This window comes from Pseudomonas panipatensis, from assembly GCF_900099785.1.
Taxonomy (GTDB): domain Bacteria; phylum Pseudomonadota; class Gammaproteobacteria; order Pseudomonadales; family Pseudomonadaceae; genus Pseudomonas; species Pseudomonas panipatensis.
Map to the genome: position 1 here is coordinate 413,062 of NZ_FNDS01000004.1, position 25,624 is coordinate 438,685.

Here is a 25,624-nt window from a genome sequence, read left to right on the forward strand (position 1 = left end):
CTGGTCTCTTCGGCTTCAGCCGCAGCCCAGCGGGTTCTTCTCTTCGCGCTTGGCCTCCCCCCAGAGCGCGTCCAGCTCGTCCAGGCTGCACTCTTCGGCCTTGCGACCCTGGTCTCGAAGGGCGCCTTCGATATAACGGAAACGCCGTTCGAACTTGGTATTGGCCGCACGCAACGCGGTTTCTGGATCGACCTTCAAGTGCCGCGCGAGATTGACCACCACGAACAGCAGGTCGCCGACTTCCTCCGCCTGGGCCTCGGCGTCGCCGTCGGCCATGGCTTCGAGGACTTCGTCCAGCTCCTCACGCAGCTTATCCACCACCGGCAGGGCTTCCGGCCAGTCGAAGCCGACCTGCGCCGCGCGCTTCTGCAGCTTGGCCGCGCGACTGAGCGCCGGCAGCGCGGTCGGCACATCGTCCAATAGCGACAGTTGCACCGGCTCGGCGGCCTTGGCCGCGCGCTCTTCCGCCTTGAGTTCTTCCCAGCGCTGCTTGACCGCGGCTTCTTCCAGCTTCGCCGGGTCCGGCGCGCCGTACAGGTCGCCGTCGGGGAACACGTGGGGATGACGGCGGATCAGCTTGGCGGTGATGCCATCGACCACCTCGGCGAAGGCGAAGCGCTGCTCCTCCTGCGCCAACTGGCTGTAATAGACCACCTGGAACAGCAGGTCGCCGAGTTCCTCGCGAAGGTGGCCGAAATCGCCGCGCTCGATGGCATCGGCGACTTCGTAGGCCTCTTCCAAGGTGTAAGGGACGATGCTCGCATAGCTCTGCTTGAGATCCCACGGGCAGCCGTGCCGCGGGTCGCGCAGCCGGGCCATCAGGTGCAGCAGATCGTCGAGCTTATACATCCTTGCCACCCGCGCGGTCGCGCCGCGCCTCGATGATGTTGGGCAGTTGCGAGATGCGCGCCAGCAGCCGGCCCAGGGACTCCAGGCCAGGGATTTCAATGGTCAGGCGCATGGTCGCGGTGTTGTCGTCCTTGTTCGACCGGGTGTTCACCGCGAGCACGTTGATGCGCTCGTTGAGCAGCACCTGGGACACGTCGCGCAGCAGACCGGAGCGGTCGTAGGCGCGGATGGCGATGTCCACCGGGTAGGTCTGCACCGGTACCGGCCCCCAGCTGACCTGGATGATCCGCTCCGGCTCGCGGCCAGCCAGTTGCAGCGCGGTGGCGCAGTCCTGGCGGTGGATGGTGACGCCACGGCCGAGGGTGATGTAGCCGACGATCGGATCGCCCGGCAACGGCTGGCAGCAGCCGGCCATCTGCGTCAGCAGGTTGCCCACGCCCTGGATCTGGATGTCGCCACGACGGCCTTGGCCGACCTTGCTCGGCTTGCGCGGGATGAGTTCCAACTGCTCGTTGCCGCGTTCCGGCTCGACCAGTTGCTGCGCGTAGCCCACCACATGGGCCTGGCGCAGGTCGCCGGCGCCGAGGGCGGCGAACATGTCCTCGGCGGTCTTGTAGTTGGCTTTCTCCGCCAGTTTCTCGAAGTCCACCGAGGGCAAGGCCAGGCGCGCCAGCTCGCGTTCGAGCATGGTCTTGCCGGCCGCGACGTTCTGGTCGCGCGCCTGCAGCTTGAACCAGTGGACGATCTTCGCCCGCGCCCGCGAGGTGGTGACGTAGCCGAGGTTCTGGTTCAGCCAGTCACGGCTCGGACCGCTGTGCTTGCCGGTGATGATCTCCACCTGCTCGCCGGTCTGCAGGCTGTAGTTCAGCGGCACGATGCGGCCGTTGATCTTGGCGCCGCGGCAGTTGTGCCCGACCTCGGTGTGCACGCGGTAGGCGAAGTCCAGCGGCGTGGCGCCCTTGGGCAGGTCGATGGCGTGGCCGTCGGGGGTGAAGACGTAGACCCGGTCCGGCTCGATATCGACGCGCAGCTGCTCGGCCAAGCCGCCGATATCGCCCAGTTCCTCATGCCATTCGAGAACCTGGCGCAGCCAGGAGATTTTCTCTTCGTAATGGTTGGAGCCGGATTTGACGTCGGTGCCCTTGTAGCGCCAGTGCGCGCAGACGCCCAGCTCGGCCTCTTCGTGCATGGCGTGGGTGCGGATCTGCACCTCCAGCACCTTGCCCTCGGGTCCGATCACCGCGGTGTGCAGCGAGCGGTAGCCGTTTTCCTTGGGGTTGGCGATGTAGTCGTCGAATTCCTTGGGAATGTGCCGCCAGAGGGTGTGCACGATCCCCAGCGCGGTATAGCAGTCGCGCATTTCCGGAACCAGCACGCGCACCGCGCGGACGTCGTAGATCTGGCTGAAGTCCAGGCCCTTGCGCTGCATCTTCCGCCAGATCGAGTAGATGTGCTTGGCGCGGCCGCTGAGGTCGGCCTTGATGCCGGTGGCGGCCAGGGCCTCCTTGAGCTGGCCCATCACGGTGGCGATGTACTGCTCGCGATCCAGGCGCCGCTCGTGCAGCAGCTTGGCGATCTGCTTGTACTGCTCGGGCTCCAGGTAGCGGAAGGACAGGTCCTCCAGCTCCCACTTGATGTGACCGATGCCCAGGCGGTGGGCCAAGGGTGCATAGATGTCGAAGACTTCGCGGGCGACGCGGTGACGCTTCTCCTCGTCGGCGTTCTTCACCGCGCGGATGGCACAGGTACGCTCGGCCAGCTTGATCAGCGCCACGCGCACGTCGTCGACCATGGCCACCAGCATCTTGCGCAGGTTCTCGACCTGCGCCTGGGTGCCGAGCACCATGGATTGCCGCGGGTTGAGGCTGGCGCTGATCGCCGCCATGCGCAGCACGCCTTCGATCAGCTTGGCCACCACCGAGCCGAAGCGTTGCTGGACGTCTTCCAGCTTGATCTTGCCCTCGCGCACGCCACGGTAGATGACCGCGGCGACCAGGGACTCCTGGTCGAGCTTGAGGTCAGCGAGAATCTCGGCGATCTCGAGGCCGGTCTGGAAGCTCGAGGTGCCTTCCGCCCAGGAGTTGTCAGCCTTGCTGACCGCCTTGTGCTCGGCCTCGCGGGCGAACTCGCAGGCCTCCAGCAGGACCTTGCGATCCAGGACCGGGACCAGGGTCTGGACATGGTCCAGCCAGGCCTCGAGGTTGATGCTGCCGTCGGTGTTGACCGGCTGGTGCGCTCTCACCTGTACCATCGTGTCTACCCTTCCCCACGGTGTGCCATAGCGCACCGCTCACAGCGCCGGCCTTTCTGGTCTTGCACGGGCCGGTCGGATTGCGCGGACAGTCCTAGTCCGCCTCGAACAACGCCATCGCCTCCACATGTGCCGTCTGCGGGAACATGTCGAGGATTCCGGCACGCTTCAGGCGATAGCCCTGTCGGGCCAGTTCGCCAGCGTCGCGCGCCAGGGTCGCCGGGTTGCAGGACACATAGAGTACCCGCTCGGCGCCCAGCGCGCGCATGCTGCGTACCGCTTCGAAAGCGCCGTCACGCGGCGGGTCGAGCAGTACGGCGCTGAATCCTTGTGCCGCGCCCTTGGCGAACCAGGGCGCCGCGTTCAACGGTTGTGCCAGGTCGGCCTGGTGGAACACGGCATTCTCCAGGCCATTGGCCCGGGCATTGGCCGCGGCGCGCGCGACCATGCTCTGCACGCCCTCCACGCCCACCACTTCGGCGGCGCGGCGGGCCAGCGGCAGGGCGAAATTGCCCAGGCCACAGAACAGGTCTAGCACCCGTTCGCTCGGACCGGGAGCCAGCCAATCGAGCGCCTGCTCGACCATGGCGGCGTTGACCGGTTCGTTGACCTGGACGAAATCGCCGGGCCGGTAGGCCAGGGTCAAGTCCCAGGCATCCAGGCGGTAGCCCAGGTGCCCATTGCCATCGGCAGGCGTCGGTTCACCGTCGCCCTGCAACCACAACTGCACATCCCGTGCCGAACAGAAGCCGCGAAGGCGTTCGAGATCGACGTCGGCCAGGGGTTCGGTATGTCGCAGCAGCATGGCGCTGGCGGTGCCGTGGAACAGCTCGACATGGCCGATGGCCTGCGGCCGGGCAAACCCTCGCAGCAAATCGGGCAAGGCGCGGGCCAGGGCCTGCAGCGGCGGCACCAATACCAGGCAGTCGTCGAAGGCGACGATCGCTTGGCTGGCAGCGGCGCGGAAACCCACGTCCAGACGCCGCGCCTTGTGCTCCCAGCGCACGGCGATACGTGCGCGACGACGGTAGCCGAATTCGGGGCCGGCCAGCGGCGCCGCCCACTGCTGCGGGGCGATGTCGCCGAATCGTTGCAGTTGCTCGGCCAAGGTGCGCTGCTTGAGCGCCAATTGTTCGCTGTGGGGCAGGTGCTGCAGGGTGCAGCCGCCACACTGCCCAGCCACCGCGCAGGGGGCCTGGCGGCGCAGCTCGGCCGCATCGAGAATGCGCTCCGCGCGAGCGTCCACCACCTGGCTGCGCGCCGCCAGCACACGGGCCTCGACGCTCTCGCCCGGCAAGGCGCCGGAGACGAACCAGGTACGCCCGTCGAGGTGAGCGATGCCACGGCCGTCATGGGCCAGGCGCTCGATCTGCAGGCGCTGCTTCTTGCCCACCGGCACGCCGCTGGCGCGCGCGCCACCGCTGGGCTGGAAACGCAGCCCGGTTCTTTGCTTAGCCATGGTCAGCGCGGGTCATACACGCCAGAGGACAGGTAGCGGTCGCCACGGTCGCAGATGATCGCCACCATCACGGCGTTCTCGACCTCGCGGGACAGGCGCAGCATGGCGGCCACCGCGCCACCGGAGGACACGCCGCAGAAAATGCCTTCTTCGCGGGCCAGACGACGCATCACGTCCTCGGCCTCGCTCTGCTGCATGTCCACGATGCGGTCGACGCGGCTGGCGTCGAAGATCTTCGGCAGGTATTCCTGGGGCCAGCGGCGGATACCGGGAATGGCCGAACCTTCCATGGGCTGCAGACCGACGATCTGCACCGCCGGGTTCTGCTCCTTGAGGTAGCGCGACACGCCCATGATGGTGCCGGTGGTGCCCATGGAGCTGATGAAATGGGTGATTTCGCCACCGGTCTGACGCCAGATTTCCGGGCCGGTACTGGCGTAGTGGGCAATCGGGTTATCGCCATTGGCGAACTGGTCGAGGACCTTGCCCTTGCCGTCGCGCTGCATCTGGTCGGCGAGGTCGCGGGCACCTTCCATGCCCTGCTCCTTGCTCACCAGAATCAGCTCGGCGCCATAGGCGGTCATGGCGGCCTTGCGTTCGGCGGTGGAGTTGTCCGGCATGATCAGGATCATCCGGTAGCCCTTGATCGCCGCCGCCATGGCCAGGGCGATGCCGGTGTTGCCGGAGGTCGCCTCGATCAAGGTATCGCCGGGATGAATGTCGCCGCGCAGCTCGGCGCGGGTGATCATCGACAGCGCTGGGCGGTCCTTCACGGAGCCCGCGGGGTTGTTGCCCTCAAGCTTTACCAGCAGGGTATTGGAGGTATCCCCGGGCAGGCGCTGCAAGCGCACCAGCGGAGTGTTGCCGACACACTCGGCGATAGTCGGGTACTGCACGGTCATGGAGCTACTCGGAATCCGGTACGACGGTGGGAAAGGCCTCCTATGATAGCGGCAAACGCGGCGCACCATAAGAAAGTTCCTAACCAGTCGTAACCGGGGCCGTTCCGCGGCCTCCGCAGGGCAAGCGCAGACACAGGCGCAAGCCGGGATTGCCGGGCTCGGCCCAGAGTTCGCCGCCCTGCAGGCGAATGGCGCCACGGGCGATACTCAGGCCGAGGCCGAAGCCTTCGCCGCTGCGCGCGCTGGAAAGCCGGGTGAAGGGCCGGAAGATCCGTTCCAGGTCCGCCTCCGCCACCCCGCTCCCCTGATCCTCCAGGCACAGCAGCCAGCGCTCGCCCTGGCGCTCTCCGCGCAGGCGGATGCAGCCGTCTGGCGGGGAATGGCGGATGGCGTTGCGCAGCAGATTCTCCAGGGCCTGGGCCAGCCCATTGAGCTGGCCATGCACGAGACAGTCCGCCGGCAACTCGCACTGGAAGCGCGAGGCGTCCCAGCCGGATTCGAAACAGGCATCCTCCACCAATAGCTCCCAGAGCGGCCGCACGGCGATGTCTTCCAGCACCACGGGTGGCTGCTCGGTGTCCATCCAGGCCAGCTCCAGGGTGTGCTGCAGCAGTCGCTGCATGACCTCGACCTCGCGCTCCAGGCGTGACCGCAACGCGCCCTCCGGCAGCGGACCTTCCGCCGCCACGCGCAAGCGGCTGAGCGGCGTGCGCAGTTCATGGGAAAGATCGCGCAGCAATTGCCGCTGGAAGGCCACATGGCCAGTGAGGCGCGCGCCCGTAGGGTCGAAAGCCCGCGCCAACGCCCCCTGGTCGTCGCGCCGCGGGCCGACTTCGCAAGCGGCGATGGACTCCAGATCCTCCGCACAGAGCGTGCTGGCCCGCTCGCGCATGCAGGCCAGCGGATGGATCAACTGCCGGTAGAGCAGCATGCACAGCAGCAAGGCCAGTGCACCCGGCACCAGACCATGGCTCAGCAGGCGATGCAGCATGGAAATGCCGGCCGGCTTGAAGCGCTCCGGCAATTGCAGGACCAGGCGCCCCTCGGCGGGATGCGTCGGAAAGGGAATGCCGATATACGGCAGTTGCCGGCTGCGCTCGCTGACTGGCCAGTCCAGGCCGCGCAGGAAGGTCAGGCGACTCGCCTCCTCCTGGCTCAAGGGCTGGCTGCCGAGGGCCTGCAAGCGACCGTCGACCGCCGCCAGCCAGGTGTCTTCGCGGGCACGCATGGCCGCGAGCCAGGCATCCACGCCGGCCGCGCCCGAGGCGCGCCAGTTCTGCTCCAGCTCCCGCGCATAAGCCGTCAGCACCTCGCGCGCCTCGCGGGAGAGAAATTGCCCCTCGCGTTCGAGCTGCCGTCCCCAGACCCAGGAGAGCCAGATCAGCGCCAGGCAGAGCGCCACCACCGGTATGGCGAGGCGCCAGAACAATGAACAGCGCCCCGGCGGCGGCAGGCCCATCAGCGGCTAGTCCGCGGAAGCGAAGACATAGCCCCGGCCCCAGACCGCGCGCAGCTGATGACGGAGATAACCGATGGCCTGCAGTTTGCGGCGCAAGTGGCTGACGTGCATGTCCAGGCTGCGATCATGGGCGGTGTAGCCACGGTGCAGCACCTGTTGATAAAGGAAGGCTTTGCTGAGGGTTTCGTCGGCATGCGCAAGGAAGGTTTCCAGCAGCCGGTACTCCGTGGCGGTGAGGCTGGCGACCCGCCCGTCGAGGTGCATTTCGCTGGCGGCCTCGTCCAGGCGCAGGTCGCCGAGGTCGGCGTTCGCTCGCAGGCTGCCGCGCTCCAGGGCGACGCGGCGCAGGATGGCGTCGATGCGCACATTCAGCTCGGCCAGGCTGAACGGCTTGGGCAGGTAGTCATCGGCGCCCTGGGAAAATCCGCTGATGCGATCCTGCTCGGCGCCCAGCGCCGACATCAGGATCACCGGCACGGGCTGTTCGCGGCGCAACCGACGTAGCGCCTCGAGGCCATCGCAGCTGGGCAGCATGACGTCCAGCAGGACCAGATCGAAGGGCTCGCGCAGCGCCTGTTCGAGCCCTTCGTGGCCATCCCGGCACCAGGTCACGGCAAAGCCGCGCTCACGCAAATGGCCGGACAGATGGGCACCGAGAATGGGATCGTCCTCGATGGTGAGCAGGCGAACAGACGCGGGCAGTAACTGACTCATAGGAAATAAGAGTTATTAGCGAACGCCAAGTATTCCTGAATAGCGCCGCATCCGGCAACCCAGGGCGTCTGCCGGGCAACGGCCGAGATTCCCATCGCCCAACCCGCTACACTGCCGGGAAAAACCGCACCGGAGGACTCGCGTGTTCAAGGAACTCGGCATCAAGGGACGGGTGTTGCTGCTCACCCTGCTGCCCACCAGCCTGCTGGCGATGGTGCTCGGTGGCTATTTCACCTGGGTGCAGCTGTCGGACATGCGCTCGCAACTGATCGAGCGCGGCCAACTGATCGCCGAACAACTGGCGCCCTTGTCCGCCCCGGCCCTGGCCCTCGGCGATACGGCGCTGCTGGAGCGCATCGCCAACGACGCCCTCGACCAACCCGATGTGCGCGCGGTGACCTTCCTCAATCCCGAGCGCCTGCGCCTGGCCCACGCCGGGCCGAGCATCCTTACGCCCATGCCGGCCGGCGACGGCAGCCACCTGAGCATGGTCAGTAGCTTGGATACCACGCACTTCCTGCTCCCGGTCCTGGGGCACCATCGCAGCCTCTCCGGCACCCCGGAAGAAGACGCCGACCGCCTGCTGGGCTGGGTCGAGCTGGAGCTGTCGCACCATGGCACCCTGCTGCGCGGCTACCGCAGCCTGTTCACCAGCCTGCTGCTGATCGTCACCGGGCTGGCCGTCACCGCACTGCTCGCCCTGCGCATGAGCCGGGCGATCAGCGCGCCGCTCAGGGAAATCGCCCAGGGTGTCGCGCAACTCAAGGAAGGCCGCCTGGAAACCCGTCTGCCGGCCTTGGGCAGCCATGAGCTGGACGAACTCGCCTCCGGTATCAACCGCATGGCCGAGGCGCTGCAGAGCGCCCAGGAAGAAATGCAGCACAACATCGACCAGGCCACCGAGGACGTGCGGCAGAACCTGGAGACCATCGAGATCCAGAACATCGAACTGGACCTGGCGCGCAAGGAAGCCCTGGAGGCCAGCCGCATCAAGTCGGAATTCCTCGCCAACATGAGCCATGAGATCCGCACACCGCTGAACGGCATCATCGGCTTCACCAACCTGCTGCAGAAGAGTGAGCTGACCTCGCGCCAGCAGGACTACCTGGGGACCATCCAGAAGTCCGCGGAGAGCCTGCTGGGGATCATCAGCGAGATTCTCGACTTCTCGAAGATCGAGGCCGGCAAGCTGATCCTCGAGAACATTCCCTTCAACCTCCGCGAACTGGTTCAGGACACCCTCACCATCCTCGCCCCGGCGGCCCACGAAAAAAGCCTGGAGCTGGTCAGCCTGATCTACCGCGACACCCCGCTCAACTTGGTGGGCGACCCGCTGCGCCTGAAGCAGGTGCTGACCAACCTGGTGAGCAACGCGATCAAGTTCACCCAGGAAGGCAGCATCGTCGTGCGCGCCATGCTCGAGGACGAGAGCGAAGACAGCGCGCAACTGCGCATCAGCGTCCAGGACACCGGCATCGGCCTGACCAACGCCGACCTGCGCGCCCTGTTCCAGGCCTTCAGCCAGGCCGACAACTCGCTGTCGCGCCAGGCCGGCGGCACCGGGTTGGGGCTGGTGATTTCGAAGCGCCTGATCGAGCAGATGGGCGGCGAGATCGGCGTCGACAGCAGCAACGGCGAAGGCTCCGAATTCTGGATCAGCCTGACCCTGCCGAAAGCCCGCGACGACAGCGACGACAGCATCCCGGCGCCGCCCAGCGGGCATCGCGTGGCGCTATGCGAGCCGCACGAACTGACCCGCAGCGCGCTGCACCATCAGTTGCAGGATTGCGGCCTGGAGGTCAGCGAATTCAGCGACCTGTCCAGCTTGCGCATGGCCCTGGAGACGCCGGTCGAAGGCGTATCGCCCATCGCCCTCGCCGTGCTCGGGGTCAACCTGCAGACGCACACGCCCGACGCCCTGCGCCAGACCATCCGCGAATTCGAGCAACGCGGCTGCAAGACCCTGGTGCTCTGCCCCACGGTCGAACAGGCGCTGTACAACACCGTGCTGCCCGACGGCCAGGTACAGAGCAAGCCGGCCTGCACGCGCAAGCTGCAACAAGCCTTGAATGACTTGCTGCACCTGCGCCCGACGCGCAAGGACAAGCCGTCGCCGCTGGAGGAGCGAGCCGTGCCGCGCCTGCTCTGCGTCGACGACAACCCGGCCAACCTGCTGCTGGTGCAGACCCTGCTCAGCGACCTGGGCGCCGAGGTGGTGGCGGTGGATAACGGCCCGGCGGCCGTCGACGCGGTGCAGCGCGAGCGCTTCGACATGCTGTTCATGGATGTGCAGATGCCCGGCATGGACGGCCGCCAGGCCACCGCGGCGATTCGCCACTGGGAGGCCAAGCGCGAGGTCAGCCCGGTGCCGATCGTGGCGCTGACCGCCCACGCGCTGGCCAACGAGAAGCGCGCCCTGCTGCAAGGCGGCATGGATGACTACCTGACCAAGCCGATCGACGAACGCCAACTGGCGCAGGTGGTGCTCAAGTGGACCGGGCTGTCGCTGGTCAACCGCGCGGCCAGCGTCGAGCAATCCGCCGCGACCAGCCTCTGCGTGCTCGACCCCGACGAGGGGCTGCGCCTGGCGGCCGGCAAGGCCGACCTCGCCGCCGACATGCTGGCCATGCTGCTCGCCTCCCTGGCCGCCGACCGCCAGGCGATCCGCCTGGCCCGCGAACGCAACGACCGCGCCGGCCTGATCGAACGCGTGCATCGCCTGCACGGCGCTACCCGCTATTGCGGGGTGCCGCAACTGCGCGCCGCCTGCCAGCGCAGCGAGACCCTGCTCAAGCAGAACGACCCGAACGCCCCGGCGGCGCTGGACGAGCTCGACCGAGCCATTGCCGAACTGGCCCGTGCCGCCGGCAACCACAGCGAGCAGAAAACGCCCCAAGACAGCCTTTGAGAGCGACCATGCGCATCATCCTGTTCAGCAGCCAGAACTACGACCGTGACAGCTTCCTCGGCGCCAACCCGCCGCACGGCTTCGAGCTGCACTTCCAGCAGACCGCGCTGCGCACCGACACCGCGGCACTGGCCATGGGCTTCGAGGTGGTCTGCCCCTTCGTCAACGACGAACTCTCGCGCCCGGTGCTGGAACACCTGGCGGCCGGCGGCACGCGGCTGATCGCCCTGCGCTCGGCCGGCTACAACCACGTCGACCTGCAAGCCGCGCGCGAACTGGGCCTGACCGTGGTGCGGGTGCCAGCCTATTCGCCGCATGCGGTGGCCGAGCACGCCGTGGGCCTGGTGCTGGCGCTCAACCGCCGCCTCAACCGTGCCTACAACCGCACCCGCGAGGGCGACTTCTCGCTACACGGACTGACCGGCTTCGACCTCTATGGCAAGACCGTCGGCGTGATCGGTAGCGGCCAGATCGGCGCGGTCTTCGCCCGGATCATGCAAGGTTTCGGCTGCACGCTGCTGGCCTACGACCCCTACCCGAATCCCGCCATCGAAGCCCTGGGCGGGCGCTTCGTCGCGCTCGACGAACTGCTCGGCGGCGCCGACATCATCAGCCTGCACTGTCCGCTCAACGACGCCACCTGGCACCTGATCGACGAGCACAGCCTGCAGCGCATGAAGCGCGGCGCCATGCTGATCAATACCGGCCGTGGCGCGCTGGTCGATGCCCCGGCGCTGATCGAGGCGCTGAAGAGCGGCCAGCTTGGCTACCTGGGGCTGGACGTCTATGAAGAAGAAGCGGAGATCTTCTTCGCCGACCGCTCCGACCAGCCCCTGCAGGACGACGTGCTGGCACGCCTGCTGACGTTCCCCAACGTCATCATCACCGCCCACCAGGCGTTCCTCACCCGCGAAGCGCTGGCGGCCATCGCCGCAACTACCCTGAACAATGTCGCCGCCTGGCAAGCCGGCGCCCCCGTCAACCAGGTCGATCGCTGATGGCGTGCTAGCATGCCGGCGTCTTCTGGAGGATTCATGGCTCAACACGATTTCCGCTACAACCTGCTCAACCCCCAACACACCCTCAACGAGTGCCGCGCGCTCGCGCCGGGGCTTTACCAGGTCACCGGCAACGGCGGCTCGCTGCAGAATGGCGACACACTGCTGGTCAGCCTCAAGGGCAGCCGCGACCTGAGCATGACCCTGACGGTGGAAAAGGTCCGCCACCTGATCAATCCCCCCGGGCAATGGACCGCAGTGGCCAAGGGCCCGGTGTTCAAGGAACTGTCCATCCTCAATTGGCAGGTCAAGTGCGACGGCTGCGGGACCATGCTGGACTTCGAGTTCGCCGTCGATGCCGGCCTCGGCAAGAGCGCCCAGGCACCGGCAGCCAGCGCGCGGATCGCCGAACTCGGCTGGAGCGCGCTGGCCGACCGCCATCTCTGCCCGGCCTGCCAGGCCAAGGAGCCCGCATGAAGCCATTGCTCGCCCTGGGCCTCGGCGCCCTGCTGCTGGCGGGTTGCGCCAACCACGCCGCGCAACCGGAAAGTGGCCAGACCTACCGGGTCGAATGGATTGGCGAACGCCCGCTGATGGATCGGAGCTACCTGACCCTGACCCTCGATGGCCAGGGCCGGGCCTACGGCAGCGCCGGCTGCAACCATTGGTTCGCCAGCTACCAGCTGGACGGCGACAAGCTCAGCTTCGGCCAAGCCGGCAGCACCATGAAGGCCTGCGCGCCCGCACTGATGGAGCAGGAACAGCGCTTCATCAAGGCCCTCGGCGACGTTCAACGCTGGGAAATCACCGACCAGGGCCAACTGCGCCTGTGGCCGGCCACGGGCCGCTCCATCCGCCTGTGGCCGGAGAGCTGACCGGCAGTAGCCTCGCGGCCCGCCACCCTGCCGACACGAACCGGCGCGGCCGGCCGGCAGTCCGCGGACGCGCCGGGAGCCCCGAGCCCCCGGCTAGAACAGGCTCAACTGCGCATGGTCTCCGCTGCGCAGGTCGATCAACCTGACCCCGACGCCAATCAGCCGTACCGGCTTGGCGCCTCGCTGGAAGGCCAGAGCCAGCAGTTGCCGGTAGCTGTCCAGATCGCGCGTGGCCCCGGACTGCTCCAGGGTGGTCTGGGTGAAATCGTGGAATTTCAACTTCACGAACGGCTTGCCCGGCTGGTAGCTGGCGTCCAGGCGCTGCATGCGCCTGGCCAACTCATCGAGCAGCCCCGGCAATTCCGCCTGACAGGCATCCATGTCCGGCAGGTCGCGGTCGAAGGTGTTCTCTACGCTGATCGACTGCCGCCGGCTGTCCACCTCCACCGGGCGCTCGTCGATGCCATGGGCCAGGTTCCACAAGCGCTCGCCGAAACTGCCGAACTCACGGACCAGCGCCAGGCGCGACCAGTCGCGCAGTTGCAGGCAGTTCTGGATGCCCAGGCGCGCCAGCTTCTCGGCGGTGACCTTGCCCACCCCATGCAGTTTCTTCACCGGTAGTTCGGCGACGAAGGCCTCGACCTGATCCGGGGTAATGACGAACAAGCCATCGGGCTTGCGCCAGTCGCTGGCGATCTTGGCGAGAAACTTGTTCGGCGCCACGCCCGCCGAAACCGTGATACGCAGCGAGGTCCAGACGCGTCGGCGGATGTCCTGGGCAATGCGCGTGGCGCTTCCGGCAAAGTGCGGGCAATCGCTGACATCGAGATAGGCCTCATCCAGCGACAGCGGCTCGATCAGATCGGTGTAGTCGCGGAAGATCGCCTGGATCTCCCGGGAGACGCTCTTGTACACATCCATGCGCGGCCGAACGATGGTCAGGTCGGGGCACAGCTTGACCGCCGTGCGCATGGCCATGGCCGAATGCAGGCCGTAGGCGCGCGCCTCGTAATTGCAGGTCGCGACCACGCCACGCTTGTCCGGCGAACCGCCCACCGCCAGCGGTTTGCCCACCAGGCTAGGGTCGTCGCGCATCTCGATGGCGGCATAGAAGCAGTCGCAGTCGATGTGGATGATCTTTCGTTGCGGCATGGCGGCGGACGGACAGGGTCAATGCGGGGACGACTGGTCATGGCATCCGCGGGGCGGCCAGCCAGCGGCGCATGATACCGCTGCCCGACCGGCTTGGCTCGCCCGCAGACGGCGCCTGTCGGAGCCTCTTCTCTTATATAGTCCCGCACGCCCTGGCAATCGAAGGGCTCGACCAGATCCGGCGCAGCGAGCGGCCGACCTGTGGCCTCGGTCGCCGGACGCACCGACAAATCGCCGCATAGCCCCTGGCGGCAAGGCCCGGGACCGCAAAGGAAACCGTTCCAGTTCGCTAAGCATCTGAAGAAAAACCACTTTTTCCAAACTTTAGATTGACAGGGTAGTCATCCTGAGTAGAATGGCCGGCGCGGGATGGAGCAGTCTGGTAGCTCGTCGGGCTCATAACCCGAAGGTCGTTGGTTCAAATCCAGCTCCCGCAACCAATTACAGAAAAGGCCACTCTTCGGAGTGGCCTTTTTCATTTGCGCCTCGATTTAAATTATTGATCCAAAAGAAGAAATCGATTGACAGCAGCTTTCATTTCCGTAGAATGGCCGGCGCGGGATGGAGCAGTCTGGTAGCTCGTCGGGCTCATAACCCGAAGGTCGTTGGTTCAAATCCAGCTCCCGCAACCAAACACAGAAAAAGGCCACTCTCTCGAGTGGCCTTTTTCGTTGTATTGAGAAAACCGAGCTATATCAGGCGCTCGCTGTTCATAATGAAGATAATTCGCCCCATGGACTTGGGAAACCGCGACGGCACCCCCATTCTGTCGCGCAGAAACCACTGAGGTGCCCGATGCGCGCCAACCCTACTGCGCCCGATACACCCGTAACGCCCAGCGCCGTCCCCCGGCATCGCCTACTGGAGTGGGTCAGCGCCCATCGCCAGCAATTCGGCATCGGCGTCACGCTGCTGCTGTTCAGCCTGGCGTTGATTGCCTGTTATCACCTGCTGCGCGACATCGACCCCTACTCCCTGCACGACGCCATCCTCGACGTCCCCACCCAATCCTTGCTCGGCGCCTTCGGCGCAACCGTCGCCGGCTTCATCATTCTCCTCGGCTATGAATGGTCGGCCACCCACTTCGCCGGCGTGAAGCTGCCACTGCCGAGCCTGCTGACCGGCGGTTTCACCGCGTTCGCCATCGGCAACGCGGTGGGCCTGTCGATGCTGTCCGGCGGCTCGGTGCGCTACCGCCTCTATGCACGGGTCGGCCTGAACGCCATCGAAGTGGCGCGCATGACCCTCTTCGCCAGCCTCTCGCTGGGCTGCGCACTGCCGATCCTCGCCGCCATGGCCGCGCTGAGCGATCTGCCCGATGCCTCCCTGGCACTGCACCTGCCGCCGTGGCTGGTCGGGGTACTGGCCGCGGCCATCCTGGTGTTCTGCGTCTTGCTGGTGATCGGCATGGAGCGTCGGCGCCTGCCCGAGCAGCCCTCGCCGGACAGCCAACTGATCCGCGTCGGCCACCGCTCCGTGCGCCTGCCGAGCCTGCGCCTGTCGCTGCTGCAACTGGTGATAACCGCGCTGGACGTCGCCGCCGCCGCCACGGTGCTCTACCTGTTGCTGCCGGAGGCGCCGCCCTTCGGCGCCTTCCTGTTGATCTACATGATCGCCCTGGCCGCCGGTGTGCTCAGTCACGTGCCCGGCGGCGTCGGTGTGTTCGAGGCCATCCTCCTGGCCGCCTTCGCCGGTCAACTGGGCGCCGCCCCGCTCGCCGCTGCGCTGCTGCTCTATCGCCTGATCTATGTCGTGCTGCCATTGCTGGTGGCCTGCCTGCTGCTGCTGACGGTCGAGGCCCGACGCTTGCTGGTGACGCGCCAGGCCATGCGTGTGGCTTCGGGTCTGGCGGCGCCGGTGCTGGCGGTGCTGGTGTTCATTTCCGGCGTCGTTCTGCTGTTCTCCGGCGTCACCCCCTCCATCGACTCGCGCCTGGAGTTGCTCGACTTCCTGATCCCGCACCGCCTGGTCGATGCCTCGCACTTCGCCGCCAGCCTGATCGGCGTGCTTTGCCTGCTCCTGGCCCACGGCCTGCGCCGGCGCCTGTCGGCGGCCTGGGCGCTGACCCTGGTACTGCTGGTGACCGGCGCGGTGCTCTCGCTGCTCAAGGGGATGGACTGGGAAGAAGCCAGCGAACTGGGCTCCACCGCCCTGCTTCTGCTGGTGTTCCGCCGCTCCTTCTATCGCCGCAGCCGTCTGATGGACGTGCCTTTCTCGCCGCTTTACCTGGCCGCCAGCGCCTGCGTGGTGGCGGCGTCCATCTGGCTGTTCCTCTTCGCCTACCAGGACGTGCCCTATAGCCAGGAGCTCTGGTGGCAGTTCGCCCTCGATGCCGACGCGCCCCGCGGCCTGCGCGCCGCCCTCGGCAGTTGCCTGCTGTTGACCGCCGTCAGCCTGGCCTGGCTGCTACGCACCAAGCCCCCGGCGATCCACGAGCCGAGCCCCGAGGACCTGGACAACGCGGCCCGCATCCTCGCGCAATCCGAACAACCGGATGGCGGCCTGGCGCTTTCCGGCGACAAGGCGCTGCTGTTCCACCCCGCCAACGAGGCATTCCTCATGTATGCCCGGCGCGGCCGCAGCCTGGTGGCGCTGTATGACCCGATTGGCCCGACCCAGGCCCGCGCCGAGCTGATCTGGCAATTCCGCGATCTCTGCGACCTGCACCATGCCCGCCCGGTGTTCTACCAGGTACGCGCGGAAAACCTGCCGTTCTACATGGATATCGGCCTGACCGCCCTGAAGCTCGGTGAAGAAGCCCGCGTCGACCTGCGCCGCTTCGACCTGGAAAGCAAGGGCAAGGACATGAAGGACCTGCGCTATACCTGGAACCGCGGCCAGCGCGACGGCCTGGCCGTCGAGTTCTACGATGCCGGGCAAGCGCCGATGGATGAACTGAAAGCCATTTCCGATGCCTGGCTGGGTGGCAAGAACGTCCGCGAAAAGGGCTTCTCCCTGGGCCGTTTCACCCCGGAGTATCTACGCTATTTCCGAGTCGCCGTGGTACGTCACCAGGGCCGTGCGGTGGCCTTCGCCAACCTGCTGGAGACCCACAGCAAGGAACTGTCCAGCCTGGACCTGATGCGGGCCCTGCCGGATGCACCGAAGATGACCATGGAATTCCTCATGATCGGCCTGATCCTGCACTACAAGGAACACGGCTACGCGCGCTTCAGCCTCGGCATGGTGCCGCTGTCCGGTCTGCAGCCACGCCGCGGCGCGCCCCTGACCCAACGCCTGGGCGCCCTGGTGTTCCACCGTGGCGAGCAGTTCTACAACTTCCAGGGGCTGCGCCGCTTCAAGGACAAGTTCCAGCCCGACTGGGAGCCCCGTTACCTGGCCGTGCCCGCCGGACTGGATCCGCTGGTAGCCCTGGCCGACACCGCCGCCCTGATCGCAGGCGGCCTGACTGGATTGGTGAAACGCTGAAATGCTGAAACGTCGTTGGCGCCTTCTGGCCATCGCTCTTCTACTGCTCGCCTCCATCGGTGGACTGCTGTACTGGTTCCTCACCCCGTCGCCGGCTCGCCTGGCACACAGCCAGCTCCCCGATGGCAGCCCCGCGACCCTGGCCATTCCCAGCAAGCAACCCAGCGCCCTGGTGCTGCTCGCCGTGACCCAGGAACAGAAACTCGACGACGCTCAGCTGCTCGCCCTGGCCCATGACAACGGCGCCCGGGTCGTGCAGTTCGTATTCCCGGAAAAGGACTGCGCCGCCCAGCAGGCCCGCGCCCAGGCCGGCCTGAAACTGCTCGACGGCCAACCGACGCTGGTCGCCGGCATCGGCCCGGGCAGCGCCTACGCCTGGCGCTGGCTCGCCGGACAGAGCAACGACAAGGCCAAAGCGCTGTCGGTGGGCTTTGCCCTATCCAAGCCCGACTGCGACACCCCGCCGCTGCCGAAGAGCGCGGCCCACGGCCACTGGGTCGCCGCCTGGAACGACAACCCGGACGACGCCAGCGCGGCCTTCACCCGCGACCAGCAAAACGCCGAAACCGTCATCGCCAACTACTACGACAGCCTGCCGGTAGTGCTCAACGACCAGCTCAAGCGCCTCATCCAGGGCAGCGGAGACAGCTTCCCGGTGGTCGAAGTACCCGCCGCCAAGCCCTCGGAAACCGTGACCCTGTTCTATTCCGGCGATGGTGGCTGGCGCGACCTCGACCGCGACGTCGCCGGGCAGATGGCCGAACTGGGCTACCCCGTGGTCGGGGTCGATGCGCTGCGCTATTTCTGGGAGCACAAGAGCCCGGAGCAGAGCGCCGCCGACCTTGCCCTGCTGATGCAGCACTACCGGGAGAAATGGGGCGCCAAGCACTTCGTCCTGGCCGGTTACTCGTTCGGCGCCGACGTGCTGCCGGCGATCTACAACCGCCTGCCGGAAGAAGACAAGCAGCAGATCAGCACCGTCCTGCTGCTGGCCCTGGCGCGCAGCGGCAGCTTCGAGATCGAAGTGCAAGGCTGGCTCGGCAAGGCCGGCAAGGAAGCCGCCACGGGTCCCGAACTGGCACGCTTGCCGGCACCCAAGGTGTTCTGCGTGTACGGCATCGACGAAAAGGACGAGAGCGGCTGCACCCAGCCCCAGGCGGTCGGCGAAAACCTCGAACTGCCCGGCGGCCACCACTTCGACGAAAACTACCCGGCGCTGGCCAAACGCCTGGTCAACGCCATCCGCTCCCGCCAGGTCCCACCCAACGCAACCTGACCTGGCGCATGGCGCCTCACTGCCCCTTGCGCGCTAAACTGCAGGCCGCCAGTCTATCTTCAGGCTGGCTTAAGCCTGCCGCTGCAGAGTAGCGTCAGCCCCCGCCTCCACCCTGCGGGAAAGTCTAAGAACGCAAGGAGCCCTGATGAAATCGTTGAATCCCCCCCGCCGCTATGGCGGCCTGACCATCGCCATGCACTGGCTGATGCTCGTATTGATCGCTGGCGTCTACGCCGCCATCGAGTTGAAAGGCAACTTCCCGAAAGGCAGTGAAACCCGCGAGCTGTTCAAGCAATGGCACTTCATGCTGGGCTTGAGCGTCTTCGCCCTGGTCTGGCTACGCCTGATCGGCCGCCTGATCTACCCGACGCCGCCGATCGTTCCGGCACCGCCAGCCTGGCAGGCGGGCGCGTCGAAACTGATGCACCTGGCACTCTACGTCCTGATGATTGGCGCGCCCTTCGCCGGCTGGCTGATCCTCAGCGCCGCCGGCAAACCGATCCCGTTCTGGGGCATCGAGCTGCCGCCGCTGGTCAGCGAAAACCCGGGCCTGGCCAAGCAGGCCAAGGAATGGCATGAAACCCTGGCCAACATCGGCTACTGGCTGATCGGCCTGCACGCCGCGGCCGGACTGTTCCACCATTACGTCAGCCGAGACAACACCCTGGTGCGGATGATGCCGGGACCCGGCGAAGCCAAGCCGGAATAAGCCGAGCAGAAAAGAAAAGGCGCGCTTGATTCAAGCGCGCCTTTTTTATTGCCCGTCGGATTGTATCGCCGGTCAGATCTCGACCTGGGTACCCAGCTCGATCACCCGGTTCAACGGCAGATTGAAGTAGCGCAGGTTGCTGTTGGCATTCTTCAGCAGGAATGCGAACAGCCCCTCGCGCCAGCGCGCCATGCCGATGCGTTTCGACGGAATCACCGTCTCGCGGCTGAGGAAGTAGGTGGTGCGCATGGGACTGAAGTCGAGTTCGTTGAGGTGGCAGTACTTCAGCGCCGACGGGATGTCCGGGTCCTCCATGAAGCCGAAGTGCAGCACCACGCGGAAGAAGCCCTCGCCATAGGCATCCACCTCGAAGCGACGATCCGGCGCCACGCGCGGGCTGTCTTCGTTGACCACAGTGAGCAGCACCACCTGCTCGTGCAGCACCTGGTTGTGCAGCAGGTTGTGCAACAGCGCGTGGGGCACGGCGTCGGTGCGCGCGGTGAGGAACACGGCCGTGCCCTGTACCCGGTGCGGCGGCTGCGAACGGATACTGGCGATGAACAGCGGCAGCGGCAGCGAACCCTCGTCGAGGCGATCCCAGAGCAACTGACGGCCACGCTTCCAGGTGGTCATGAGGATGAACAGCGCGACCCCGGCGACCACCGGGAAGGCGCCGCCCTGGACCATCTTCGGCAGGTTCGCCGAGAAGAACAGCGAATCCACCAGCAGCATCAGGCAGAAGAACGGGATGGCCAGCCACAGCGGCCATTTCCAGTGCAGCCAGAACACCACGCCCATCAGCAGGGTGGTCACCAGCATGGTCCCGGTCACCGCCACGCCGTAGGCCGAGGCCAGGGCCGCGGAGGACTCGAAACCGAGCACCAGCAGGACCACGCCGACCATCAGCGCCCAGTTGACCCCGGAGATGTAGATCTGCCCCTGCTCGTGGCTGGAGGTGTGCTGGACGAACATGCGCGGCACGAAGCCGAGCTGGATGGCCTGGCGGGTCAGCGAGAAGGCGCCGGAAATCACGGCCTGGGACGCGATCACCGTGGCCACGGTGGACAGCGCCACCATCGGCAGCAAGGCCCAGGAAGGCGCCAGCAGGTAGAAGGGATTACGCGCGGACTCCGGGTCGAACAGGATCATCGCGCCCTGGCCGAAGTAGTTCAGCACCAGCGCCGGCAGCACCAGGGCGAACCAGGCGCGGGCAATCGGCTTGCGGCCGAAGTGTCCCATGTCGGCGTAGAGCGCCTCGGCGCCGGTCAGCGCCAGCACGGTGGCGCCCAGGATGGCCACGCCGATGCCCGGGTGAATGATGAAGAAATGCACGGCCCAATAAGGGTTCATCGCCTGCAGCACTACCGGGTGCTGGTAGATGCCATAGATGCCCAGCACCCCCAGGACGACGAACCAGAGCACCATCACCGGACCGAACAGGATGCCGATGCGCGCGGTGCCATGGCGCTGGATGAGGAACAGGCCGACCAGCACGATCAGCGAAAGCGGCACCACCCAGTGTTCCAGGCCGGCGAAGGCGATCTCCAGGCCCTCGATCGCCGAGAGCACCGAGATCGCCGGGGTGATCATGCTGTCGCCGTAGAACAGCGAGGCGCCGAACAGGCCGAGCACCACCAGGATCGAGCTCAGCCGCGGATGCTCATGCGCGGCGCGGCGCGCCAGGGCGGTCAACGCCATCACCCCGCCCTCGCCCTGGTTGTCGGCGCGCAGAACGAAGAGCACGTACTTGATCGACACGACCCAGATCAACGACCAGAAGATCAGCGAGAGAATGCCGAGGATGGCGTCGTGGCCGACCTCCACCCCATAACCTCCGACGAAGACTTCCTTGAGGGTGTACAGCGGGCTAGTGCCGATATCCCCGTACACCACGCCGATAGCGGCCACCATCATGCCTAGGGGAGAGCTGGAGTGGCGCTCCTGGTCCTCTGCGATTCCAGCGCGGGCATGCGACATGTAACAGAATTCCTCTGAAAAAATTCGGCGCATCCTGCTCCGACACACTCGGCGATGCAAGAGTCGCGAAGTCTTGATTTGAATGACTATAGAGGGAGATGCGGCGGATTACCCTGTTCTACACGCAATCCGGCCACCTGCGACAGGTTGCCTCACGGAGGCTGGTCAAGCACGCGGGCTGCCGGTAGAATTGCGCACTTTTTGATCAGAGGCGCCATCAGCGCGCCCTTCGAGGTTAGCCGCACATGTCCACCGCTACGCCGAAAGTCGGATTCGTCTCCCTGGGTTGCCCGAAAGCGACCGTCGATTCCGAGCGCATCCTCACCCAATTGCGCATGGAGGGCTACGAAATCGTGCCCACCTACGAGGACGCCGACGTCGTGGTGGTCAACACCTGCGGTTTCATCGACAGCGCCAAGGCCGAATCCCTGGATGCCATTGGCGAAGCCATCGCCGAGAACGGCAAGGTCATCGTTACCGGCTGCATGGGCGTCTCCGAAGACAGTATCCGTGACGTGCACCCCAGCGTCCTGGCCGTCACCGGCCCGCAGCAGTACGAGCAGGTGGTCAGCGCCGTGCACGAGGTGGTACCGCCGAAGGCCGAGCACAACCCGCTGATCGACCTGGTCCCGCCGCAGGGCATCAAGCTGACCCCGCGCCACTACGCCTACCTGAAGATTTCCGAAGGCTGCAACCACAGCTGCAGCTTCTGCATCATCCCGTCGATGCGCGGCAAGCTGGTCAGCCGTCCGGTCGGCGACGTGCTCAGCGAGGCCCAGCGCCTGGTCAAGGCTGGGGTCAAGGAGCTGCTGGTGATCTCCCAGGACACCAGCGCCTACGGCGTCGACCTGAAGTACAAGCTGGACTTCTGGGACGGCCAGCCGGTGAAGACCCGCATGCTGGAGCTGTGTCAGGCGCTGTCGAGCATGGGCGTGTGGGTGCGTCTGCATTACGTCTACCCGTACCCCAACGTCGACGAGGTCATCCCGCTGATGGCCGAAGGCAAGCTGCTGCCCTACCTGGATATCCCCTTCCAGCACGCCAGCCCGAAAGTGCTCAAGGCCATGAAACGCCCAGCCTTCGAAGACAAGACCCTGGCCCGTATCAAGCAGTGGCGCGAAATCTGCCCGGAACTGACCATCCGCTCGACCTTTATCGTCGGCTTCCCCGGCGAGACCGAAGAAGACTTCCAGTATTTGCTCGACTGGCTGACCGAAGCCCAGCTCGACCGCGTCGGCTGCTTCCAGTACTCGCCGGTGGAAGGCGCGCCCGCCAACGATCTGGGTCTGGAGCCGGTGCCGGATGACATCAAGCAGGAGCGCTGGGAGCGCTTCATGGCGCACCAGCAGGCCATCTCCGCCGCGCGCCTGCAACTGAAGATCGGCAAGGAAATCGAGGTACTGATCGACGAAGTGGACGATCAGGGCGCGGTCGGCCGCTCCTGGGCCGATGCCCCGGAAATCGACGGCGCGATCTACATCGACAGCTTCGACGTCAAGCCCGGTGACAAGGTGCGCGTGCGCATCACCGACGCCGACGAGTACGACCTCTGGGCCGAACTGGCCTGAGAACCACCTGGAGTCCACCGAAAGCCCCGCCTCGCGGGGCTTTCTCTTTGCGCCTGGAGGCACCCGTGCTCAACAACGACATTCTGCGCAGCCTGCGCTACACCCTCGACATCAGCGACGCCGAGATGGCGGACATCGCCCGCCTGGCCGGCCTGGAGCTAAGCGCAGCGGAGATCGCGAGCATGCTCCTGCGCGAGGATGAGGCCGACTATCGCGCCTGCTCGGACGCCGAATTGGCGCGCTTCCTCGACGGCCTGGTCGTGCATCGCCGCGGCCGCGACGACAGCCGACCGCTGCCGGCGCTGGAGCTGCCGCTGAACAACAATCAGGTGCTGAAGAAGCTGCGCGTGGCCTTCGAGCTGCGCGACGAGGACCTCCATGCGATCCTCGCCGACGCCGGCTTGCCCTTGTCCAAGGCCGAACTCAGCGCCCTCTTCCGCAAGCCGGAGCACGCCAACTACCGGCCGTGCGGCGACCAGCTACTGCGCAACCTTCTCCGCGGGCTGACGCTCCGTCTGCGTGGCTGAGGGCGTCGCGCCGGCCTGCGGAAGATACGCCAGGCTGTGCTCGCCCTGGCGCTTCTTGGCGAAACGCTGGCCATTGTTCTGGCGTTCTTCGATCTGCCGGTGGTCTGCGCTCAGGTAGGCCAGCGGAATCTCGCCTTTGCCCCGCACATTGACGATCAGCACACTGCGCTGCGGGTCCCAGGCATGTCCGGTGTAGCGCTGCAGCCAGGCGAACAAGGCGGCACTGTCACCGTTGCGCGGGTAATCCGCGCTCTCGGGCACGTAGAGGAAGGGTTCGGCCTGCGGCTGCCCATGTAGCTCCAGGTAGAGCGGTAGCTTGCGGTCGATATCGCCGAGCATCACCACCCGCCACTGCGACCAGGGCGCGACGCGCGCGGCCTCAGTGTGCAGATCCTCGGCCAGGCCCATGACGCCGCCACCGCTATTGCTCCACGGATAGACGACACCGAGCACCAGCAGGAGCAGCGCCGCCACGACCGCGACCGTCCGGCTCCAGACCTTGCCGGCGGGCAGACCGGCACGCTGGCGCGCCTCGCGGCGGCGCATCAGCCACCAGGCCGCGAGAAGTTGGGCAAAGGGCACCAGGGGCAACACATAGTAGCTCCGCCGGCTGCCACTGGCGGTGAAGAACAGGAACAGCAGACCTAGCGCCCAGAGCAGCCAGCGCTCGTTGCCGTCCAGGGTTTTCCAGTTGCGCAGCGCCAGCCACAACCCGGCGATCCACAGCGGCGCCCAGGGCAAGGTGTAGACCGGCAAGTAGATCAGATAGGTGTAGATCGGTCCCATGTGGTCGAACGGCCGGAAGAACCGCACCACGTTCTCGCGGAACACCAGCGCCAGGCCGCTCTCGCCATAGCTGGGCGCGCCATACAGGTGGGAGAGCAGGAAGGGAATCATGTAGACCAGCGCGGAGACGGCAAGCGCTGCCAGCAGACGCAGGTTCAGGTGGCGTTTCCAGCGTCCCTGGGGAATCAGATGGGGCAGCAGCGCCAGCGCCGGCAGGACGAAGCCGATCAGGCCCTTGCACAGCGACGTCAGCGTCAGGATCAGGCAGAACACCAGATAACGGCCGAAGCGCGTGTCCTCGGGCCCGCGCCAGTACCAGTAGAGGGCGCCGAGCAAGCCGAACACGGTCAGGATGTCGGCGGTGGCGACACGCGACCAGAAGGCGAAATAAAAGGTCGTCGCCAGCAGCCAGCCGGCCACCAGCCCGGTGCCCTTGCGGAACAGGCGCTCGCCGAGCAGATAGATCAGCCAGACACTGCCCCAGCCGGCGAACACCGAACTCCAGCGCAGCGTCCAGTTGTTCAGCCCGAACAGCTTCGCCGGCGCGGCGATCAGCCAGTAGGTCAGCAGCGGCTTGTCGTAATAGGCCGTACCAGCCAGGTAAGGGTCCAGGTAATCGCCCGACTGCAGCATGCGCAGGGTGATCACTCCCCAGCGGATCTCCGGTCCCCAGACCTCGCGCATGCCCAGTCCCAACAGCAGAATCACGGCGCTCGCGACGAGCAGAAACACCAGGGCCCCGCGATCCGTTCTCAAGAAATTCATCCAGCCTCTCCACGCCAGTTCCGACGACCCTTTGCGCGCAGCAATGCCGCGGCGCGCAAACAGTAGCCAGCGGTTCGTTACGCGCAGGTTAAGGAAGCGTAGAACCGATGTGACGCCGCGGGGCTCGCGATGACCCACCATTTTCGACCTGGATAGTGATCGGCCCGGCCCGTCGCTTGGCGCTAGGGTGGGCGCACAAGAACAACTCGGAGCCCACTATGCATCCCTACTTCAGCCTGGCCGGCCGCACCGCGCTGGTCACCGGCGGTACCCGTGGTATCGGCCGGATGATTGCCCAAGGTTTCCTCGAAGCCGGCGCCCGCGTGTTCATCTGCGCCCGCGATGGCGATGCCTGCGCACAGACCGCCGACGAACTGTCGGCCTACGGCGAATGCCATGGCCTGCCCGCCAACCTGTCCGGCGAGGAAGGCGTTCGCGCCATGGCCGCCGATCTGCAACGGCGGATCGATCGGCTCGACATTCTGGTGAACAACGCCGGCACCACCTGGGGCGCGCCACTGGAAAGCTATCCGGCGGCGGGCTGGGACAAGGTCATGCAGCTCAACGTCACCGCGGTTTTCGGCTGCATCCAGCAACTGCTGCCGCTGCTGCGTCAGGCAGGCTCGGCGGAAAGTCCGGCGCGGGTCATCAACATCGGCTCGGTGGCGGGCATCGCCAGCCTCGGCGAACAGGCCTACGCCTACGGACCGAGCAAGGCCGCCCTGCATCAACTGTCGCGCATGCTGGCCCGCGAGCTGGTGGGGCAGCACATCAACGTCAACGTGATCGCTCCCGGACGCTTCCCGAGCAAAATGACCCGGCATATCGCCAACGACCCGGAAGCGCTGGCCGAAGACAATGCCTACATCCCGATGGGCCGTTGGGGCCGCGAAGCGGAAATGGCCGCCCTGGCGATCAGCCTGGCGAGCACCGCCGGCGCCTACATGACCGGCAACATCATTCCCATCGATGGGGGCTTCCACCTCTGATCGGCGAGGGCTGCCCCGGCCGCGAAGTCTC

Annotated in this window: 19 protein-coding genes and 2 tRNA genes; 12 read left to right on the top strand and 9 right to left on the bottom strand. The window is 66.3% G+C overall.

The annotated features are described in order from the left end of the window. Nucleotides 1–15 precede the first annotated feature (15 nt). The 6 genes from mazG to BLQ74_RS12280 all read right to left on the bottom strand — a co-directional run bounded on the left by mazG (nucleotide 16) and on the right by BLQ74_RS12280 (nucleotide 7,634). Complete coding sequence (mazG, locus tag BLQ74_RS12255; protein ID WP_090262833.1) at nucleotides 16–849, bottom strand: nucleoside triphosphate pyrophosphohydrolase; 834 nt, start codon at nucleotides 847–849, stop codon at nucleotides 16–18. Further along, nucleotides 842–3,100 (bottom strand): GTP diphosphokinase, encoded by a 2,259-nt coding sequence (relA, locus tag BLQ74_RS12260; protein ID WP_090262834.1) that lies wholly within the window; start codon nucleotides 3,098–3,100, stop codon nucleotides 842–844. The genes mazG and relA overlap by 8 nt, the downstream gene beginning before the upstream one ends. Before the next feature lie 94 nt (nucleotides 3,101–3,194). Next, complete coding sequence (gene rlmD / locus BLQ74_RS12265; RefSeq protein ID WP_090262835.1) at nucleotides 3,195–4,559, bottom strand: 23S rRNA (uracil(1939)-C(5))-methyltransferase RlmD; 1,365 nt, start codon at nucleotides 4,557–4,559, stop codon at nucleotides 3,195–3,197. Between the two features lie 2 nt (nucleotides 4,560–4,561). Continuing rightward, nucleotides 4,562–5,461, bottom strand: a complete 900-nt coding sequence (cysM, locus tag BLQ74_RS12270) for a cysteine synthase CysM (RefSeq protein ID WP_090262836.1) — start codon at nucleotides 5,459–5,461, stop codon at nucleotides 4,562–4,564. Between the two features lie 79 nt (nucleotides 5,462–5,540). Further along, complete coding sequence (locus BLQ74_RS12275; RefSeq protein WP_090262837.1) at nucleotides 5,541–6,920, bottom strand: sensor histidine kinase; 1,380 nt, start codon at nucleotides 6,918–6,920, stop codon at nucleotides 5,541–5,543. Between the two features lie 6 nt (nucleotides 6,921–6,926). Then, the gene (locus tag BLQ74_RS12280; protein WP_090262838.1) at nucleotides 6,927–7,634 is read right to left on the bottom strand and encodes a response regulator transcription factor; all 708 of its coding nucleotides are present in this window, start codon (nucleotides 7,632–7,634) and stop codon (nucleotides 6,927–6,929) included. Nucleotides 7,635–7,776: 142 nt separating this feature from the next. On the opposite strand from BLQ74_RS12280, the gene BLQ74_RS12285 reads away from it, so the two are divergent. Genes BLQ74_RS12285 through BLQ74_RS12300 form a run of 4 tightly spaced genes read left to right on the top strand, consistent with a single transcriptional unit; the run spans nucleotide 7,777 to nucleotide 12,415 of the window. Further along, entirely contained in the window at nucleotides 7,777–10,542 is a 2,766-nt protein-coding gene (locus BLQ74_RS12285) for an ATP-binding protein (protein WP_090262839.1), read from the top strand. A gap of 8 nt (nucleotides 10,543–10,550) precedes the next feature. Further along, entirely contained in the window at nucleotides 10,551–11,540 is a 990-nt protein-coding gene (locus BLQ74_RS12290) for a 2-hydroxyacid dehydrogenase (RefSeq protein ID WP_090262840.1), read from the top strand. A 36-nt stretch (nucleotides 11,541–11,576) separates the two neighbouring features. Then, entirely contained in the window at nucleotides 11,577–12,017 is a 441-nt protein-coding gene (locus BLQ74_RS12295; protein ID WP_090262841.1) for a hypothetical protein, read from the top strand. After that, the gene (locus BLQ74_RS12300) at nucleotides 12,014–12,415 is read left to right on the top strand and encodes an META domain-containing protein (RefSeq protein WP_090262842.1); all 402 of its coding nucleotides are present in this window, start codon (nucleotides 12,014–12,016) and stop codon (nucleotides 12,413–12,415) included. Before BLQ74_RS12295 ends, BLQ74_RS12300 begins: the two co-directional genes overlap by 4 nt. A 93-nt stretch (nucleotides 12,416–12,508) precedes the next feature. On the opposite strand, the gene dinB is transcribed toward BLQ74_RS12300, so the two are convergent. Continuing rightward, nucleotides 12,509–13,567, bottom strand: coding sequence for a DNA polymerase IV (gene dinB / locus BLQ74_RS12305; protein ID WP_090262843.1), 1,059 nt, complete (start codon nucleotides 13,565–13,567; stop codon nucleotides 12,509–12,511). A gap of 363 nt (nucleotides 13,568–13,930) precedes the next feature. Here dinB and BLQ74_RS12310 point away from each other — a divergent pair. The 5 genes from BLQ74_RS12310 (at nucleotide 13,931) to BLQ74_RS12330 (ending at nucleotide 18,981) form a co-directional block, all read left to right on the top strand. Then, a tRNA-Met gene (locus tag BLQ74_RS12310) sits at nucleotides 13,931–14,007 on the top strand. Nucleotides 14,008–14,122: 115 nt separating this feature from the next. Further along, a tRNA-Met gene (locus tag BLQ74_RS12315) sits at nucleotides 14,123–14,199 on the top strand. A gap of 163 nt (nucleotides 14,200–14,362) precedes the next feature. Then, nucleotides 14,363–16,996 carry a bifunctional lysylphosphatidylglycerol flippase/synthetase MprF gene (gene mprF, locus BLQ74_RS12320; protein ID WP_090262844.1) on the top strand — a complete coding sequence of 878 codons (2,634 nt, stop codon included), beginning with the start codon at nucleotides 14,363–14,365 and terminating at the stop codon, nucleotides 16,994–16,996. Between the two features lies 1 nt (nucleotide 16,997). After that, the gene (locus BLQ74_RS12325; RefSeq protein ID WP_090262845.1) at nucleotides 16,998–18,272 is read left to right on the top strand and encodes a virulence factor family protein; all 1,275 of its coding nucleotides are present in this window, start codon (nucleotides 16,998–17,000) and stop codon (nucleotides 18,270–18,272) included. A 145-nt stretch (nucleotides 18,273–18,417) separates the two neighbouring features. Then, nucleotides 18,418–18,981: a cytochrome b gene (locus tag BLQ74_RS12330; RefSeq protein WP_090262846.1), complete on the top strand. Its 564-nt coding sequence runs from the start codon at nucleotides 18,418–18,420 to the stop codon at nucleotides 18,979–18,981. 72 nt (nucleotides 18,982–19,053) lie between these two features. Here BLQ74_RS12330 and BLQ74_RS12335 read toward each other — a convergent pair whose 3' ends face one another. Then, nucleotides 19,054–20,958 carry a potassium transporter Kup gene (locus BLQ74_RS12335; protein WP_090262847.1) on the bottom strand — a complete coding sequence of 635 codons (1,905 nt, stop codon included), beginning with the start codon at nucleotides 20,956–20,958 and terminating at the stop codon, nucleotides 19,054–19,056. A 245-nt stretch (nucleotides 20,959–21,203) separates the two neighbouring features. Here BLQ74_RS12335 and rimO point away from each other — a divergent pair, with 245 nt between their 5' ends. Then, nucleotides 21,204–22,526, top strand: coding sequence for a 30S ribosomal protein S12 methylthiotransferase RimO (gene rimO / locus BLQ74_RS12340; protein WP_090262848.1), 1,323 nt, complete (start codon nucleotides 21,204–21,206; stop codon nucleotides 22,524–22,526). Nucleotides 22,527–22,591: 65 nt separating this feature from the next. Further along, on the top strand, nucleotides 22,592–23,053 hold the full coding sequence (locus BLQ74_RS12345) for a YehS family protein (RefSeq protein WP_090262849.1): 462 nt from the start codon (nucleotides 22,592–22,594) through the stop codon (nucleotides 23,051–23,053). Here BLQ74_RS12345 and BLQ74_RS12350 read toward each other — a convergent pair. Next, complete coding sequence (locus BLQ74_RS12350) at nucleotides 23,006–24,604, bottom strand: ArnT family glycosyltransferase (RefSeq protein ID WP_090262850.1); 1,599 nt, start codon at nucleotides 24,602–24,604, stop codon at nucleotides 23,006–23,008. The genes BLQ74_RS12345 and BLQ74_RS12350 overlap by 48 nt on opposite strands. A gap of 218 nt (nucleotides 24,605–24,822) precedes the next feature. On the opposite strand from BLQ74_RS12350, the gene BLQ74_RS12355 reads away from it, so the two are divergent. Further along, nucleotides 24,823–25,593, top strand: a complete 771-nt coding sequence (locus BLQ74_RS12355) for an SDR family oxidoreductase (protein WP_090262851.1) — start codon at nucleotides 24,823–24,825, stop codon at nucleotides 25,591–25,593. The last annotated feature ends 31 nt before the right edge of the window (nucleotides 25,594–25,624 follow it).